Origin of the sequence: Mesorhizobium sp. M7A.F.Ce.TU.012.03.2.1, assembly GCF_004006095.1 — a bacterium.
Taxonomy (GTDB): Bacteria; Pseudomonadota; Alphaproteobacteria; order Rhizobiales; family Rhizobiaceae; genus Mesorhizobium.
In genome coordinates this window covers 3,863,642-3,880,931 of sequence record NZ_CP034779.1, presented here as the reverse complement: position 1 = coordinate 3,880,931, position 17,290 = coordinate 3,863,642, and the positions used below count along the sequence as shown (strand labels likewise).

Genomic DNA, 17,290 nt, shown 5'->3' with positions numbered 1-17,290 from the left:
CGGGCGATCCGGCTGCGTTGGAGTACTTTGCCGACAGGTTATTGCATGTCGGCCAAAAGCGAACCCGGATTGGGACAGCAACATGCATCGAGACAAAAGACTTTAAGCGCGTTGCAGGGACCCGTTCAAGCGCGACGCAATGAAAGCAGTCGCCTACTTCAATTCCACCCACACCGGCGCATGGTCGCTGGCGCCGTCCTCGCCGCGCACGTCGCGGTCGATGCCGGCGGCGGTCAGGCGGCGTGCCAGTTTCTTCGACAGCAGGATGTGATCGAGCCGGAGGCCGGCATCGCGCGGCCAGCGGTTGCGGCGATAGTCCCAGAATGTGTAAAGCGTTTCCTTCGGATGCTTCTTGCGCAGGGCATCAAGCCAACCCTGATCGAGCAGGCGCTGGAACGACGCCCGGCTTTCCGGCTGCACCAGCGCGTTGTCGTCATAGGAGCGGGTGGCGTAGATATCGCGCGGCTCGGGCACGATGTTGTAGTCGCCGGCCAGCACCACCGGCAGGCCGGTGTCGAGCAACTGTTCGGCATGCACCTCCAGCCGTGCGTGCCAGGCGAGCTTGTAGGCGAATTTCGGGCCGGGCTGAGGATTGCCGTTCGGCGCATAGAGACAAGCGACGATGATGCCGTTCACCGCCGCCTCGATATAACGGCTCTGCCTGTCGGCATCATCGCCGGGCAAGGCATCGCGGGTCAGCACTGGCTCGGCGCCCCGTGCCAGGATGGCAACACCGTTCCACGTCGGCTCGCCCTTCCACACCGCGCCATAGCCGGCCGCCGCCAATGCCGAGCGTGGAAACTGCATGTCGCGCGCCTTCAGCTCCTGCAGGCAGGCGACATCGGGCTTTGCCACAGCCAGCCATCCCAGCAGGTTTTCAAGCCGGCTGTTGATGTTGTTGATGTTGAAGGAGGCGATCTTCATCGCTTCAGGAAGCGATCCGACCCGACCACGCCTTGACCGTCTCGGCCAGCGTCTTCAGATGGTCGGCCGCCGAAAATCCCGAGATGCTCTTGCGAGGCTTGAGATCGTGGTCGCCGTCCTCCAGCCAGATGACCTCGATGCGATCGGAAAGGTCATAAGTCGCAACCTCGTCCCTGGTGCCGAACTCGTCGCGGGTACCCTGGAAGATCAGCGTCGGCGTCTTCAGATCGGCAAGGTGTTTGGTGCGCAATTGCTCGGGCTTGGCCGGCGGATGGAAGGGATAGCCGAGGCAAACCAGCCCTGAAATCTCGCCCTTGGCAAACATCTCGTCCGCGACCATGGAGGCGACGCGCCCGCCCATCGACTTGCCGCCGATGATCAGCGGTCCCGTCACGCCCTTTGCCCTGAGGTCGGCTATCGCCTTGATATATTCCGGGTTCAACGTCTCGGCCCTCGGCGGTGGCTTGCGGTGGCCGTAGCGGCGGGCAGCCATGTAGTGGAATTCAAAGCGTGCGACCTGTAAGCCTGCCGCGGCCAGCGCCTTGGCGGTGGCGGTCATTGAAGGCGAATCCATCGACGCGCCGGCGCCATGGGCGAGCAGGATGGTGATGGCAGCGGTGTCGGGACCGTCGAAGAGGAAGGTGGTCATGGTGTGATGTCCGGCGCGACGGCGACGCTGCTGATCTCCCCCCTCGTGGGGGAGATGCCGGGCAGGGCAGAGGGGGGCGTGAAGGAATGCCAGTCTTCGGTCCGGCTTGCGTGCGGGAACACGCCCCAAAATTGGCCGATCTGTTGGCGGGACAGCGCCCCCCCTCTGTCCTGCCGGGCATCTCCCCCGCAAGGGGGGAGATTGGCTGTCATCGCGGCCTTCGCCAATCATGCTCACCCCGCCGTCCGCGCCAGCTGCAGATCCACGAACTGCACTCCCTTGGCTGCAACCCGCGCCCATTCCGAATCCGCGTCGAGTTCGAGATAGCGCACCCACAGCTGCCGCGCCTCCGGCAGATTGCCCGCGTCGAACTCCAACCTCGCAAGGTTGAACACCGGATCGGCATAGGTCTTGTCGAGCGCGATCGCCTTCTGCAGGTGCCTTCGCGCCGAGGCTTCGCGACCTTGCTCGCTCATCAGTCCGGCCAGGTTGAACCACGCCTCGACGAAGGCTGGGTCGAGTTTTATCGCATTGATATAGTCATGCGCGGCGTCCACCGCGTGGCCGCCGGCGCGCAGGCAGTTGGCGCGGTTGAAGGCGGCAATCGCATCGCTCGGATCGATGGCCAGGCAACGCTGGTAGAGCGCGGCGGCCCCATCATGGTCGCCCTGCTCCTCCGCCGCTTCCGCCTCGGCGAACAGCTCCTCCAGCGTGTCGTCACCCTCTGCCCCGGCTGTTCCGAGATCGAACAGCAACTGCCCATCGAGTTCGCTCTGGCCGCCTTCGAGATAGATCGCGTCGGCGCGCCCATGCTGCGAGCCGACATTGAGCGACTTGGCGGTCAGCGACGCCACCGGGCCGGAGCGGTGGACGGAGCGCGCGATCGCCCCCCATGTCGCGCCGCCGGCGATGAGCCCGGCATATTTGCGCGCCAGGATCAGGTCGCGGAACGAATAAGGTTCTGTGTCATGCTCGAACGCATCGAACAGCGACAAAAAATCGAGGTCGGAGCCTGATAGCCGCGACTGATCGATCAGCGATTGCCGCGACAGTGAAGACGCCTCCGGTGTCTTCATCAGTCCGAGAAGGCGCAGGAATCCGTTCTCGCTGATCAGCGTTCGACCGGCCGCGCGCTCGGCGGCGACACTGCGCTCGATCCCGGCATCGCCGTTTTTGACGAGGCCTGCCCTGGCGAGAAGTGTCCGGCCGAAGACGACATGCGTGGTGCGCCTGGTGATACCGCGCCGCAGCTGGCCGTGCTGGCGTTCCACTTCCCGCGCAGCCAGCCTGAGCGGAAAAGCCGCCAGCGCGCCTATCGTGCCGAAAACAGCGCCGGTCGGCGCCGTCATTTCTTGCTCTTGCCGACCGCCTTCAGCAGATTGGCCTTCAACGGATTTTCAGCAGCGCCACCCGCTGCCGCCTTCTTCGCGGCGGGCTTGGCAACCTCGTCGGCCTTGCTCTTCGATTTGGCCGGCGGCTTCGATTGCGACAGGCTGGCCTTCAGCGCATCCATCAGGTTGATGACATTGCCGCGCTCTGGTGCCGCCGCGATGATTGGCTTGTGGCCTTTCAGCTTCTCGCGGATCATCGTCATGAGTGCCGCCTCGTAGCGGTCCTCATAGTTCTTCGGATCGAAGGTGGTTTCCTTCTGCTTGATCAGCGCTTCGGCGAGCTGCAGCATTTCGGGGTCGGGCTTGCCGGCTGGGATGTTGCCGAAATATTCAGCCGTCCCGCGAACTTCGTTCGGGTTCCTCAAGGTGCACACGAACATGCCGTTCTCGCGCGCGCCGATCGTCACCACGCGCTCGCGGCTGGACAGCACCAGGCGGGCGATCGCCAGCTTGCCGGATTTGCGCATCGCTTCGCGCAGCACGGCAAAGGTCTCTTCCGCCATCGCACCGTCGGGCGCCATGTAGTAGGGCGCGTCCTGATAGATGACGTCGACCTCGTCCTCGTCGACGAAGGCCTCGATGTTCATCGTGTGATTGGATTCGATGCGCACCGCATCGAGGTCGGCATCATCGATGATGATGTACTGCTTGTCCTCGTATTCGTAGCCCTTGACCAGATCAGCACGCTCGACGAGCCCCAATTCGGGGTCGACCGGTTTCATGTTGATGCGGTTGTGGGTCTTCTTGTGCAGCTGGTTGAAGCTGATGCGCTCGCTGGCGCTGGTGGCGGGATACAACCGCACCGGACAACTCACGAGGCTGAGTTTGAGGTAACCTTTCCAACTTGCCCTGGGCGCCATGAAACACTCCTACGCGGCCATGCACTGACATTTGCTGCAGCGCTTTTCGTCCGAAGGACGATTGGCGCCGAGGAAATCCTACACCGACCCCACACGATACGGGCAAATCCCTGACGAAATCTTCCGGTACGTCTTTGAGGTCGTGGCGGAGAGAATAATTCAAATTGTCGGAAGCGTCGATGGACTTGGAATTGAGACGCTGGCGGGGCTGCGCCCTCATCTCGCGACTACTTCCTCGTTCCCTCGAACACTGGCAAATCCCGCGCGAACTCGTTGATCTCCGCCCACGGATCACCCGACGTCGCCAGCAGCCCCGGCAGGGAGGAATAGTTCAGATCCTGCGGCGCATCGATGGATTCCAGATCGCTCCAGCTCACCGGCGTCGAGGCCGGCAGATTGGTGCGGGCGCGCAAGGAGTAAGGGGCTGCGGAGGTGTGGCCGCGCGCATTGCGATGATAATCGATGAAGATGCGCTTCTTGCGGTTGTCCTTGCCCATGGTGGTGGTGAAGGTGTCCGGCGCCGTTGTCGCCAGATGCGTGGCGATGGCGCTGGTCGCCTGGTGCAGTTTCTTCCAGTTCTGCTTGCCCGTCACCGGCACGGTGATGTGGATGCCGCTGCCGCCGGAGGTCTTGGCGAACGGCACCAGCCCCAGGCGCTCCAATTCGCCCTTGATGTGCACGGCGGCCTCGACCACCTCGCGCCATGAAATCCCCTCGCCCGGATCGAGGTCGAGGACGATCTGGTCGGGTCTGTCGAGGCCGGTGCGGTGGGTGCCCCAGGTATGGAACTCGACGACGCCGAACTGCGCCAGCGCCAGATACCCTTTCGCGCCTTCGACCGAGAGATAGGATTTGGTCTCGCCCTCGGAATTTGTCGCCTCGAATGTCACCACCGAGGGCGGCATGCCGGTGAAGGCGTGGCGCTGGAAGAAGCAATCCTTCGGCAGGCCGGTCGGGCAGCGCACCAGCGACACCGGCCGACCGAGGATGTGCGGCAGCATGAAATCGCCGACCAGCGCATAATAGACGGCGATGTCGATCTTGGTCGGGCCGGTCTTGCCGAACAGCCGGCGCGTCGGATTGGTCACCCAGATGGTGGCAAGGTCGGCCTCGGCGATCAGCCGCTTGCGTTTGGACGAGACCGGCGTCGACAGGCCGACATCCCTCAAACCGCGGAAGACGCCGTGGCGCAGTGCGTTGTCCGATGTGCGGTTGGCGTAATGGATGTGCGCCGACAGCAGCGGCCGCACCCAGTTCATCTCGCGCATGATTTCGCGCGGGACGCCCTCGGGCGGCGTGGCGCCTTCCCGCAGCGGCTCCAGCCTGCCGAGCAACTCACCGGCGGTGGCGGCATCGAAACCGGTGCCGACCTTGCCGCGATAATGGAATTCACCATCCTCAAACTCTGCCATGCCGAGCGCCGCCAGCCCTTCGGCCGCATCGGAGATGGTGAAGCCTGCGATGACGAAGTCGTCCGACAGCAGCGCCTTGGTCTTGGTCCAGCTTTTGCTTCGGCCGCTCTGATAGATGGCCGTGGCGCGCTTGGAGACGACACCCTCCAGCCCCAGTTCCGCCGCCTGGTCGTAGAGCCCCTGCCCCGAGCCCTCGACATGGTCGGAGAACTGGATGGCGGAATTGGCGCCGAGGCCCGACAGCATCTGCGCCAGCAGCGCCTTGCGCCGGACCAGCGGCGCCTTGGTCAGGTCCCAGCCGTCGAGATGGAGAAGATCGAAGGCGTAGAAATGGAGCTTGCTGCCGGCGCCCTGCGCCAGCGCATCCTGCAGCAGCGCGAAGCGGCTGATGCCCTTGGCATCGAGCACCACGATCTCGCCGTCGACGATGGCGTCGCGGCACGGCAGTTTGGCGAACGCATGCGGCAGGTCGCCATAGCGCTTCGTCCAGTCGATGCCGCCACGGGTGATCAGCTTGACCGCGCCCTCAGTAAGATGCGCCATGGTGCGGTAGCCGTCGATTTTGATTTCGTGCAGCCAGACTTCCCTTGTGTCCTCGCCATCCGGTGGTTTTGGCATATGCGTCGCCAGTTGCGGCTCGATACGAGCAAGCATGGGGGCCTTGAACGCGCCCGGCAGCGTGCCGGGCTTCAGCGATCCCTGTCTGGGCGCGGGTTTGGCGGCTGGCTTCGCCGGCGCCGCCAGCTCCTCGATGCGCAATCCGGATTTGACGCTTTCCGGCCGGGCCGTGAGGATGTCAAGCGCGGTGTCGGCGGCGAGGTCGCGCTCCTTGAACAGCAGCCAGTTCTTCTTGTTTTCGTCTTCCCCGGGTTTCGGCTTCAGCCGGGTCAGCATCCAGCCGCCATTGAGCTTGTCGCCGGCCAGCCGGAACTTGAAGGCGCCGGTGCGCAAACTCTTTTCGACATCGTCCATCGGCGCCCAGCTGCCGGTATCCCAGACGATCATCGGCCCGCCGCCATACTCGCCTTCGGGAATGACACCTTCGAAGTCGATATATTCGAGCGGATGATCCTCGGTCTCGACCGCCAGTCTTTTGTCGGCCGGATTGAGCGAAGGGCCGCGCGGCACCGCCCAGCTTTTCAAGACATCGCCGACCTGTAGGCGCAGATCATAATGGTCCGCGGTGGCGTGGTGCTTGTGGACAACGAAGCGGTTGCCTTCGTCCGTGATGAGGCCGCCTGCCGGTTCCGGCGTTTTGGAAAATTCACGCCTCGCGCGGTAGGATTGGAGCTTTGGCGGGGTGGTCATGGCAAAGGTCCAAGCACGTAGGCCAGGAACAAGCCAGTCGCGCTCAATCGTCAGCAGCCGGCGTCAACTCGAGCTCCGCCGGCGACAGTCCCTGCTGCAGCTGGCTCAGCCGGAATTCGTCGACCCAATAGGCCTCGCCGTCGACCAGAACCCTGGCCTGGTAGCTGCCTGCCGAAAAACGCTGCGCGGTGATGTAGACCTTGTGACGATCGAGCGCCTTGCGCACCGCGGCGCGCTTGGAATTCTGACCTGTGACGGGACTGAACATGACACTGCCCTCGGTCGCCCCAGACACACAACGCGGCCGCTGCCGGCAGCCTGACGACTGGGGTCAAGGATGGCGGAGACGCGCCGTCCTGTCAATTTCGCGGACAGCGCAGGATGCGGCCCGGTCAAATTTGCCAATCTTTTGAAGATGTTTGAGCCTCGGCCTGAATCAAGACGTGAAGCGCGCCGCCAAACAATCGCCCGTCGCTGCCGCCCTGCTACGCGGCCGGCATGCCCGAATGAGCAGATTTTTGAACTTCCGTGCCGATGAGATCGAGTGTCACCGCCGCAACATCGGCAACCTGGAGCCGCTGGACGCAATAGACCCCACCGGCGTTGTTTTCTTTACACACACCTGGAGCGATGCATGGGCAAGGCATGGGCGGCTGGAGCGTCCGGTTGGGAACACCGAACGGGCCCCATTGCTCTGGCGACGTCAGACCGTACAGCCCCACCGCTGGAGTTCCGACAGAGGCCGCGATGTGCATCGGGCCGCTCTCATTGCCAAGAAAGATCGACGCTTCGGCCAACAATGCCGTCAGGACCTCAAGCGAGGCTTTTCCGACGACACTTGCGACCGGCGATGCTGCCACTTCAAGGATCCTTTGCGCGGCAAGCCCTTCATCCGGCCCGCCAACAAGGAGGGATCGCAGCCCGGTTTTGGCGTATACTTCGTCGATGACCGCAGCAAAATGTTGCGGCGGCCAACAACGGCCTTCGAACCTCGCGCCGGCATGCACGGCCACGTAAGACTTCTTCGCCAAAGCGTTTTCCGCAAGAAGCCTGGCACACTCTTCCTGGGCAGTACTGGTCAGCTGCAGCCGAGGTGTTGGGTCCTCACAATCCAGCCCAAGGGCGCGGAGTGGAGACAGGTTCCTGTAGAGATAATGCGGTCCGCCATGTCCGAAGGTCGCGGCGAGAACGTTTGCAAGCTGGATTTCCCAGAACTTCATCGGATGCTCGGAAGGATCGAAGCCGACGCGAAGTGGAGCGCCGATCAAACGATGCATGATCCGCGAGGTTTTTGAATCGGTAAGGTCGATGCTAAGATCAAATCTTCGACGCCGCAAATCAGAGATGACGCCACGATAGTCGCTCAAACGCTTGCGCAGAGTCCTTCCTCTGCCACGGGATTCAAAGCCAACGGCAACATCGGCGATCCCTTGCGCGACGATGAACTCCTTGAGACCCGGCGCACAAAGCATGGTCACCGATGCTTGTGGATAAGAAAGACGTAGATTGCGAACCAAAGCAGATGTCAGAACGACATCTCCAATGTACTTCGTTTGGATAATGAGGATGGAACGAATCCCATCTCCTAAACTTGCATTCATCGAGATGATCTGCCGAAAACGCTAACTTAAAAAAATCTGCCGAGGACACTCATTTCTGAACGTCAAGCCGCGCTTTCAGATATAGAGTTAACCGACCCTGTCAACAAGCTTGCCTGCCGGCCTTGGTGCTCTGCATCGCAGGACCGGCAAACGTTCGTCCTCAGTCCTTCAATCGCCGCAAGCGGCGCGTCAGGCCCTGGACGGCCTTGAGCAGCCGGGGACGCGACCGCGTCATGCCTTCGACCCGGCTGCGCAGCAAAATGGCTGCGTTCGCAGCCCTGCCCCGCACCGTCACCGGTTCGCAAATCTCGGCCAGTACCGAGCTCGAGGCGCCGATATGTTGCTTGTAGCCCTGGCCGCCGACCGACAGGTCGAAATAGTCGAAGCCCCGCTCGCATCCCCACATCATCAGCTTGCCCATCGTCGTCAGGCCGGGTGAGACATTGGCGACCGCATTCTGGTCGATGCCGAGCAGGAGGGCGTGAAGTGTGCCTTTTCTGACCAGCACATAGATGGAGGCGAGCCAGGCTTCACCGACGCGTAGTCCGAAGAGCCGCACCGATCCATTGGACAGGCCTCGCAGCGCCGCGGCGCGGTAGAAATCGACGACCGGCGCCTCAGTCAGGAGGTCGAAACGCCCGAGCTCACGGAAACGCTTGAGCCGCAGTTCCAACAGCGCATCCAGGAGCTCCTCGGCCAGATCAGGCGTGTCGGCCTCGATCAGAGCGAGGCCACCAAGCTGTTCGAAGCCGCGACAATGCTTGCGGAAGGCCTTGGCGAAGGACGGCTTGCAGATCCGCTTGATGAGCGTCTCCGGATCACCATGCAGGACGAGGCCGGAGCTGACCTGGATGGAGTCCCGCGCCACCGAAAGCAATGCCAGCGGATTGGCCACGCCGTGGACCTGCTGCGGAATTCCCGCGATATGGATGCGATCCGCCGGTGGCAGCACGGCACGGACCGCCGCCCACATGGCGTCGGCACTCTGCCTGGTCCACGCTCTCCCATCCGCCAGCAGCGGCACTGAGTAGTCGCACACGCGACAGCTCAGCCATTCGATCACGTGGTGGCCGAGAGCCCGCCGCCGCATCAGCGGCAGCAGCATGGCCGGCGCGCCGGTCACGGCGTCACTCACCTCGACGAGGACCAGATCCGCTTCTTTGGGCATCAGCCGTGCGGCGATTCCTTCGACCCAGGCATAATGCTGGTGGGCAGTGCAGACGCCGTGAGCTTCAAGGAGCAGCCATAGCAGCCTTACGGTGTCGAAGCTGGTGTGCAGCCGAGCCGTGAAGTGCGCGGTTGCATCAACGTTGGCGACAGCAGGGGAAACCGGCCCACCGGGCAAATCCTTTATCGGAGTCGTTCCCGCCGCGTAGCTTGCCACATGCTTCTCCCGTCATTCTGATCCCCCGCGCAGGCGCCGCAAACCCCGCATCAGTCCCTGGAGCCTGTTCAGCAGCCGAGGTTTGGAGCGCACGAACACCTCGGCCCGGTTGCGGATCTCGATGGCTGCGCTCACGGCGCTGCCTCGCACCGTAATCCCGTGGCAAAGCTCGCGCAGACCCGAACCCAAGGCACCCATATGTTCCTTATAACTCTGGTTGCCTACCGACAGGTCGAAATAATTGAAATCGCGCCCGCGCGCCCAGCTCATCAACTTGCCCATGATCAGAAGTCCCGGCGAGACATTGGGCACCGCGCCCTGATCGATTGAGATCAGCAGAGCATGAACGGTGACTTGATGGATCAGCAGGTATTGGACCGCGATAAGAGCTTCACCCACACGCAACCCGAAGAGCCGCACCGACCCATCCGACAGGCCCTCGAGAGCAGCGTTTCGATAGAAATCGACAACCGCCGCCTGCGTCAGCAGGTCGAAGCGGCCCAGTTCGCGAAAGCGGCTGAGCCGCATCCGGACCAGGCCGGCGAAGATGACCTCCACCAGGGCCGGCGTGTTGGCTTCGACCAGTTCCACGCCGCCAAGCCGTTCGAGGCGACGCCAGTCCTTGTTGAAAGCCTTGACGAAGGATGGCCGGCATAGTCGCTTGAGGACGGTCTCCGGATCGCCGTCGATGGTGAGGCCGAAGCTGGTATGCAGGGAATCGCGCGTGGCCGCCAACAAGGCCAGCGGATTGGCGACACCGCTGATCGATTGCGGAATTCCCCTGATCTGGATACGGTCCGCCGGCGGCAGCACGGAACGCACCGCGGCCCACGCGGCCTGCGCCGACTGCGTCGTCCACGGGCTCGCATCGGCCAGCAACGGTGCCGAATAGTCGCAAACGCCACAGCTCAGCCACTCGATCACCCGATGGCGGAAAGCCGGTCGCCGTATCAACGGCACCAGCATTCGCGGCACGCCCGTCACGGCGTCGTTTACCTCCACGATGAGCAGTTCGGCACCTTCCGGCATCAGCCGCGCTGCGATCCCCTCGGCCCAGGCATAATTCTGGTGGGCGGTGCACACACCGTCCGCCTGGAGGCGCAGCCAGAGCGGCCTCACCGCTTCCAGGCTGGTGTGGAGCCGCGCCGTGTATGCATCGTTGGCGACGACGGTGGCCGGATGGGAGGACTGGCCATCGGGCGAGCCGGTCGCCGCAGCAATTTGCACCGCCTGGACTGCCATATTTTTTCCTATCGCTTTGCCGTGGCGAACGACAGCGTGCGCCGCCACGCGCCCAACCGGCTGTCGCGCGCCTCGTCGGGATGCTCGATATTCCACATGCGGTGATGCGCGAAATACCATGATGCCACGAGCACGAACATCTCCGAGACGGCGGAACCCAACAACGCCCACGGCGGAGACGCGATTGCCAGCAGGGCCGCGATCAGTGCCAGCCCGACGACCGCGCCGCCCGTCGTGGTGAACGCGACGATCCGAAAATCGCCGAGTATCTCAAGCACGATACGGGGCATGATATAGAGCATGATCGGGACAAAATTCGCGATCACGAAAAGTCCGATGAACCAGGTCGAAGCGTCCTGGAGAGCCTGGGATTTTATCATCGGCAGGACGAACATGATGGCGCATCCATATGCAAGGCCGCCAAACCCCATGACGAGCGCCCAGATCTTGGCCTGCGTCCAGACACGGCCTGTTTCATTGTTCCGCATCAGCCTGGCGAGATCCGGCTGCGTCATGTTGACGAAAGCAAGGCTGATGATGCGCAGCGGGGCAAACAGCACCAGAACCGCCGCCAGCGGTGCGTAGGCGGCAGGACCGGCAATGCCGGCGACCAGCAGCGCCAGACATTGACCCTGGATGTTGGTGGTGGTCGCGCTGAATGCCGACCAGCGCAGCTGGGGCCACAGTCTGACATAGCGTCGCCGCGTCGGCATGCGGAAGCTGATGCGAAGCGAGCGCCGCGCCAGCCGGACCAGGACGAAAATGCCGAATACATTTGCCGCGGCTAGTGCATAGAACACGGTCTGCAGCGGGTCTTGGACCAACCAGATCGACAGCCCGGTCAGGACACAGCCGGCGACTGTAAACGCGCCATCGCTGATGGAGACGACAACCTGCTGGCGCCGTGCGAAGAAAGCCGTGCGCATATGGCTGCGCAACGACCAGGCACCGACGAAGCAGCCGGCGGCAATTCCGCTTGGATCGCCAAGGACATGCATCAGGACTGCCGTGCCGACGGCCATCAGCAACGCCACGATCAGCGCCGCCGTTCCGAACGCCACGTCATAGGTATCGACGCCGGCGCTGTTGGTGCTCTTGCTCATCCAGATGCTGGCGGGAACGGCGGTGAGTGACCTGATATAGGACAGGCCGACACCGCCCATCACCATGCCGATGGCGAAGAGGCCGTAGCCCTGCGCCGACAGCATGTGCAACAGCATGATGTTGAGGGCAAAATGAAAGCCGCTCTGCATCGCCTCGCCGCCGATCATCAGCACGAGGCGTCGAACCAGATGGCTCGGAAACGCTAACTTCACGGCCGCGTCTCCGCTTCGCGGGCAGCAGGCACCCTGCCCGGCCGCGCGATGGTCGTCTTCAGCTTGTCGGCGGCGATCGCGGTGATCGCCGCGGCCGCGACCGGCTCGCTGAAGATTGCCTCGTAGCGCGCGCGCCCGGCAGCGACAAACCCGCGCCAGGCCTGAGGGGCGAGGATGATCTCCTGCAATTTCGCGCCAAGAGCTGCTGCGTCGCCGGGCGGAACATGCCAGCCGGTCTCCCCGTCGCTGACCACTTCCACCAGCCCGCCTATCGCCGACACAAGCGGCGGCCGGCCGTATGCCATCGCCTCAATGGCGACGCGGCCCAGCGATTCCGGACGCCGCGACGGCACGGTGACGATATCGGCCCATCGATAATGCTCCGAAGGTTCGGGAATGAAAGGCAGGACTCTGACGCGCCCGGTAAGCCCCATGGTTTCGACCAGTTCGGCAAGCGCATGCTCGCGCTCAGTGCTTTCGAAGGCGCCGCCGACCAGTCGCACCTCGATCCTCGCCTGGAGTTCCGCCGGCATCGAGGCGATCGCCTCCAGCAGGATCTCCTGCCCCTTGATCCGGTTGATACGGCCAAGCAGCAGCACCCGCAATGGGCGCTTGCCATCATACGTCATCGGTTCGACCGCCGCCGGCCCGGCAACACCGTTGTAGACGACATACGCACGCGCCGCCTTGGGATCACCAAACGCGGCGCGTGTCGCGTGTGAATTGAAGATCAGATCGGCATGGCTCCAGCGCATCAGGCCGACGAGTATCCTGCGCATGGCGCCTTCGGGGATTTCGTGGATGTGCAGGACGGCCTTTTGGGGAAGAAGGCGTGCGGCCAGCGCGTAGTCGGCCACGATCGAGGTGTTGACATAGACGAGGTCGCAATCCTTGAGCCGCCGCCACGCCCTGAACACGGCAACCGGCAATCGCGCCATCTCGACGGTCGCAAGGCGCGCAATGGCCTGGCGCCTCAGCACCCACAGCGGTTCGAAGACGATCCGGCTGGCATGCGCTTCCAGAATCCGCACGATCGGCCCGCTACGTGGCAAAACCACTTCGATGTCGGCCGACGGAAACGCGGCGCGCAACGCGGCAACGCTCTCCGCAAAGCTGCGGTCAGAACCATAGAGTTCATAACCCTGATGAACGCAGGCAATCCGCATCTTTATATCCCGCCGGGTGCTACAACCATCGCGCTGGGCGATTGTGGCAGAAGCCCGTCCGCAAGAATCATGCCTGGTTCGATACGCCCGACTGCCGGCCGTACGCCCCAGGCATTGCTTCGTTTCGATACAGCTACGCACAGAAGGGTTGACCGAGAATGAAACAACCATCGGCTTCAACACCGTTTTTTTACAACCCCGCGCGATGATCCCTCGCAGGATACCGAAATCGGGAGCTGGCACGGAAGTTGCCATCTGCCCATTATAAATTAAGCAATATCTAATGTATGAGACATGTGAAAGTGCCGCCGGCCATGAAACCAGAAACGCCCGCCATTCTGATCCTGGGGACCCGCGGCATACCCGCGGCCCATGGCGGCTTTGAAACCTTTGCCGAAAAACTGGCGCTATTTCTTGTCGGGCGCGGTTGGAAGGTCGGCGTCTATTGCCAGGATGAGGTCGAGCGGATCGACCAGAGGGTGCGCAACGAAACCTGGCGCGGCATCGAGCTCATTCACATCCAGGTCGCCTCCAAGGGACCGCGCGCGACGCTGGAATTCGACTGGCAATGCGCCCGCGACGCCGCCCGGCGACCGGGCGTTTGCCTGGTGCTCGGCTACAATGGCGCGGTCTTCCTGACTTGGCTCAGGCTGAAGCGACGCAAGATCTTCACCAACATGGACGGCATCGAGTGGCGCCGCCCAAAATGGGGAATGGCGGCGCGAACCTGGTTCTGGCTCAACGAATGGATCGGCGCATGGGCCTCGCATCGGCTGGTCGCCGATCATCCCGCCATCGCAGATCACCTGGCGACGCGCCGGCCGCGCAGCGCCATCGCCACCATTGCCTATGGCGCCGATCCGGTGACATCGGCGCCCGAGGCGCCGGTCCGGGCGCTCGGCCTCGAGCCCGGGCGCTATCTCATCTCGATCGCCCGCATCGAACCCGACAACAACATCCTGCCGATCGTCGAAGCTTTTTGCTCTGCCAAGCGCGACATGAAGCTGGTGGTGCTGGGAACGCTGTCCGACGACATCCCCTATCATGCCGCCATCCGCAAGGCGGCGAATGACTCGGTGGTCCTGCCGGGCGCCATCTACGACCAGGCGACGGTCAAGGCGCTCAGATACCACGCCCGCGCCTATCTGCATGGCCACACGGTCGGCGGCACCAACCCCTCGCTGGTCGAGGCGCTGGCGGCCGGCAACATGGTGATCGCCCACGACAATCCCTACAACAGATGGACCGCCGGGGCTGCGGCGATCTACTTCACCGACAAGGACAGTTGCGCCAAGCGGATGCAGCAGGCGCTGGACGATGATGCCTTGGTCCAGGCCTGCGGCGTTGCCGCCAGCGCGCGCGCCCGCGAAGCCTTCCGCTGGGACGATGTCCTGCTTGCCTATGAAAATGAGGCCTATCATTTGCTCGGCGTGACCGCCGCCAAGACCACCGCGATGGATCACGCATCGCCAGGAACCGTATGACAGGCTGGTCGCGCCGGCGGGTGCTGCGGACGGCGCTGTCCACCGCGGCGGCGCTCGGCTCGCTCCCGGTCGCACCAATCGCTCGCGCAGCCGCCGGGCCGCGATTTCGGCGTGGCGTCAACGCCTGGCCCTGGTTCTCGCTGACGCGCGAATTTCCCGCTCCGCGCACCGACTATGGCTGGCCGCCCTTCCAGTCGCAACGGCCGGTGCCGACCCCGGACGACCTGCGTCGGCTGCGCAGGACCGGGCTCGATTTCATCCGTCTGCCTGTTGATCCCGGCCCTTTCCTGGCCGCCGACGCCACCACGCGCGGCCGGTTGCTGGACATGCTGGATGCCGCCGTCACGGCCACCCTCCACGCCGGTCTCGGCATCATCGTCAACATCCAGGCCAATGCCGCCACCCATTACTGGAACCCCGACCGCATGGTCTCCAGCACCGCCGCACCCGCGTTCGATCTCTACCGCGGGCTGGTCGGCGAGCTTGCCGGCAGGCTGGCGCGGTTCCAGCCCGGCAGGGTGGCGCTCGAGCCGGTCAACGAGCCGGCGCAGGCCTGCGCGTCGAACGTCTGGTCGCAGATCCAGCTTTCACTTCTGACGGCGGCGAGAGCATCGGCCGCGACCCTGCCGCTGATCGTCACCGGCGGCTGCGGCTCGATGGTGAGCGGACTGACCGCGCTCGATCCGGCACCGCTGTCCCCGTTCGAGCCGATCCTGTTCACCTTCCACTTCTATGAGCCCTATCTGTTCAGCCATCAGGGGGCACCCTGGATGCGCGAGCCCGTCTACCGGTCGCTCAACAATGTGCCGTGGCCGGCATCCGCCGGCTCGCTGGAACCGACGCTGGCATCGGTCAGGGCGCGCATGGCGCAGGACACCGAAACCCCTGAAGACGCCAAGCAGGCAGCCTATGCCGAGACCGAGCGTGTGCTGAAAGTCTATTTCGACGCCCGGCCCGACCGCTGGTTTGTCGACAAATATCTTCGCCAGGTTCGCGACTGGGCCGACGGCCACGGCCTTGCGCCGGAACGCATCATCATGGGCGAGTTCGGCGCGCTGCGCACCGACGCCCGCTATGTCGCCGCCCCCAATCCGGATCGAGCGCGCTACATCGCCGATGTCAGGCGAAGCGCCGAGGAACTCGGCCTCGCCTGGGCACTGTGGAATCTCTTCGATGGCATGGGCATGATGGACGACACCACCCGGGCACTGGACCCCGATATCATCGCGGCGCTTGGCCTGACCATGCCGGCGGACTGACGGGCCTGAACGCTGCCCGCGTCGGCCGGTAAAGCACCAGCGCCAGCACCACGAACTTGGTCAGCAGCGTCGTCTTCGACGCGACGCTTTCCGAGGTGTTGATCAGAATGACCCAGCCCAGCATCGGCAACCAGATGCCGGGATGGCAGCGGCGCGCCACCTCGAACAGGAACAGCACGAAGCCGAACGTCAGCAAAAGGGTGAAGAAGGCGCCCTGATAGAGGACGGTGCGGATAATCGGGTTCTCGATGCCCTGTTCGAGACCGTTGATGCGGCGCAGGCTGTCGATTAGGTCGACATCCGGCCCCACGATCAGATCGCGTAATTCCAGGTGCTTGAAGAGCTCGAACATCTCGACGCGGGCATTGGCGCTGCCGCTGTCCGACACGAAGCGCTCCAGCAGCGCGTCGAAAAAGCCATAATATGCCGCCACGATGATGACGACCGGCAGCAGCGCGGCAAGCATGAAGCCGAGTGCCGCACCCAGGAGATTGACGCGTCCCCGGCGCAATTTGCTGATGCCCTTGGAAAGCAGGTAGCAACCGCCCAGCACAATCGTCATCACCATCGCCGAACGGCCGCCGAACGCGACAAGTGCCGCGCATTGCAGGCCGATCAATCCTATCCGCACAGGCGTCGACAGGGATCTGGCACCGGAGAGCAGCGCAAGCACGTAGATCGACGTCACCATGGCATTGGCGAGCGGATGTCCCTGCAGAGCGCTCGAGCGCAGATCGGTGGTAAACGCCACGCCGTCGAGGCGATAGGGGAAGATAAGCGTCTTGGTGGCGAACTCGAAAAGGGCAAGCAGCGCATTCGCCGTCATGACAACGTGAACGACGGTCTGCAGCCCGGCGAATGTCCGTTCGTCGTCCTCGCTGAGCATCAGCACCAGAAGTGCCGCGGCCACGAACGTATCGATCATGCCAGCCATGCCGGGCCGCTGCCTGGCGATGACGACGAACAAAAGCACGATCGATATGGCGGCCATCAGCGCGCTGGCCGGCCGCCTGTCGGCGAGATGGACGATATAGCCGACCGGATTGCCTGACGCACAGGAGCGCCAGGCAAACAAGAGGACGATGAGATAGGTGGACGGGTGGATCTTGGTCGCCGGGTTGCCGAACAGGCCATCATAATTGTAGCCGACCAGCCACAGCATGCCGCCCGAGATGCCGAACAGCACCGCTACCGCCGCGATCAGTCCGAAGCGCGTCAGCGCATCGAGCGACGTGCCGGCGCGGGGTGCGGCAGCACCATGGTTCGAAGCGCTTGCGCTCCAACCGGCAGCCAT

General features: G+C 63.6%; 14 protein-coding genes. 2 read left to right on the top strand and 12 right to left on the bottom strand.

Going from position 1 to position 17,290, the window contains the following annotated elements; genetic code table 11:
- Positions 1–153: 153 nt before the first annotated feature.
- The 11 genes from EJ079_RS18935 to EJ079_RS18885 all read right to left on the bottom strand — a co-directional run bounded on the left by EJ079_RS18935 (position 154) and on the right by EJ079_RS18885 (position 13,253).
- Positions 154–924 (bottom strand): exodeoxyribonuclease III, encoded by a 771-nt coding sequence (locus tag EJ079_RS18935; RefSeq protein ID WP_127269168.1) that lies wholly within the window; start codon positions 922–924, stop codon positions 154–156.
- A 4-nt stretch (positions 925–928) separates the two neighbouring features.
- Complete coding sequence (locus EJ079_RS18930) at positions 929–1,573, bottom strand: alpha/beta fold hydrolase (RefSeq protein ID WP_127809769.1); 645 nt, start codon at positions 1,571–1,573, stop codon at positions 929–931.
- Between the two features lie 233 nt (positions 1,574–1,806).
- Positions 1,807–2,922, bottom strand: a complete 1,116-nt coding sequence (locus EJ079_RS18925; protein WP_127809768.1) for a tetratricopeptide repeat protein — start codon at positions 2,920–2,922, stop codon at positions 1,807–1,809.
- Positions 2,919–3,824 carry a Ku protein gene (locus tag EJ079_RS18920; protein ID WP_024501732.1) on the bottom strand — a complete coding sequence of 302 codons (906 nt, stop codon included), beginning with the start codon at positions 3,822–3,824 and terminating at the stop codon, positions 2,919–2,921. The genes EJ079_RS18925 and EJ079_RS18920 overlap by 4 nt, the downstream gene beginning before the upstream one ends.
- Before the next feature lie 227 nt (positions 3,825–4,051).
- Positions 4,052–6,544 carry a DNA ligase D gene (gene ligD / locus EJ079_RS18915; protein ID WP_127809767.1) on the bottom strand — a complete coding sequence of 831 codons (2,493 nt, stop codon included), beginning with the start codon at positions 6,542–6,544 and terminating at the stop codon, positions 4,052–4,054.
- A gap of 43 nt (positions 6,545–6,587) precedes the next feature.
- Positions 6,588–6,812: a hypothetical protein gene (locus tag EJ079_RS18910; protein WP_127317999.1), complete on the bottom strand. Its 225-nt coding sequence runs from the start codon at positions 6,810–6,812 to the stop codon at positions 6,588–6,590.
- A 217-nt stretch (positions 6,813–7,029) separates the two neighbouring features.
- A complete protein-coding gene (locus EJ079_RS18905; RefSeq protein WP_127809766.1) occupies positions 7,030–8,145 on the bottom strand; it encodes a glycosyltransferase family 9 protein in 1,116 nt (371 codons plus the stop codon).
- Between the two features lie 160 nt (positions 8,146–8,305).
- Positions 8,306–9,529, bottom strand: coding sequence for a GNAT family N-acetyltransferase (locus EJ079_RS18900; RefSeq protein WP_127809765.1), 1,224 nt, complete (start codon positions 9,527–9,529; stop codon positions 8,306–8,308).
- Between the two features lie 12 nt (positions 9,530–9,541).
- Positions 9,542–10,771, bottom strand: a complete 1,230-nt coding sequence (locus EJ079_RS18895; RefSeq protein ID WP_127809764.1) for a GNAT family N-acetyltransferase — start codon at positions 10,769–10,771, stop codon at positions 9,542–9,544.
- 8 nt (positions 10,772–10,779) lie between these two features.
- On the bottom strand, positions 10,780–12,087 hold the full coding sequence (locus EJ079_RS18890) for a hypothetical protein (protein ID WP_127397079.1): 1,308 nt from the start codon (positions 12,085–12,087) through the stop codon (positions 10,780–10,782).
- On the bottom strand, positions 12,084–13,253 hold the full coding sequence (locus tag EJ079_RS18885) for a glycosyltransferase (RefSeq protein ID WP_127809763.1): 1,170 nt from the start codon (positions 13,251–13,253) through the stop codon (positions 12,084–12,086). Before EJ079_RS18885 ends, EJ079_RS18890 begins: the two co-directional genes overlap by 4 nt.
- Positions 13,254–13,567: 314 nt before the next feature.
- Between EJ079_RS18885 and EJ079_RS18880 the strand changes: the two genes are divergently transcribed.
- Positions 13,568–14,737, top strand: coding sequence for a DUF1972 domain-containing protein (locus tag EJ079_RS18880; protein WP_164873816.1), 1,170 nt, complete (start codon positions 13,568–13,570; stop codon positions 14,735–14,737).
- Entirely contained in the window at positions 14,734–15,996 is a 1,263-nt protein-coding gene (locus tag EJ079_RS18875) for a cellulase family glycosylhydrolase (protein WP_127809761.1), read from the top strand. Before EJ079_RS18880 ends, EJ079_RS18875 begins: the two co-directional genes overlap by 4 nt.
- On the opposite strand, the gene EJ079_RS18870 is transcribed toward EJ079_RS18875, so the two are convergent.
- On the bottom strand, positions 15,959–17,290 hold the full coding sequence (locus EJ079_RS18870) for a VpsF family polysaccharide biosynthesis protein (RefSeq protein WP_127809760.1): 1,332 nt from the start codon (positions 17,288–17,290) through the stop codon (positions 15,959–15,961). The two genes, EJ079_RS18875 and EJ079_RS18870, sit on opposite strands and share 38 nt — an antisense overlap.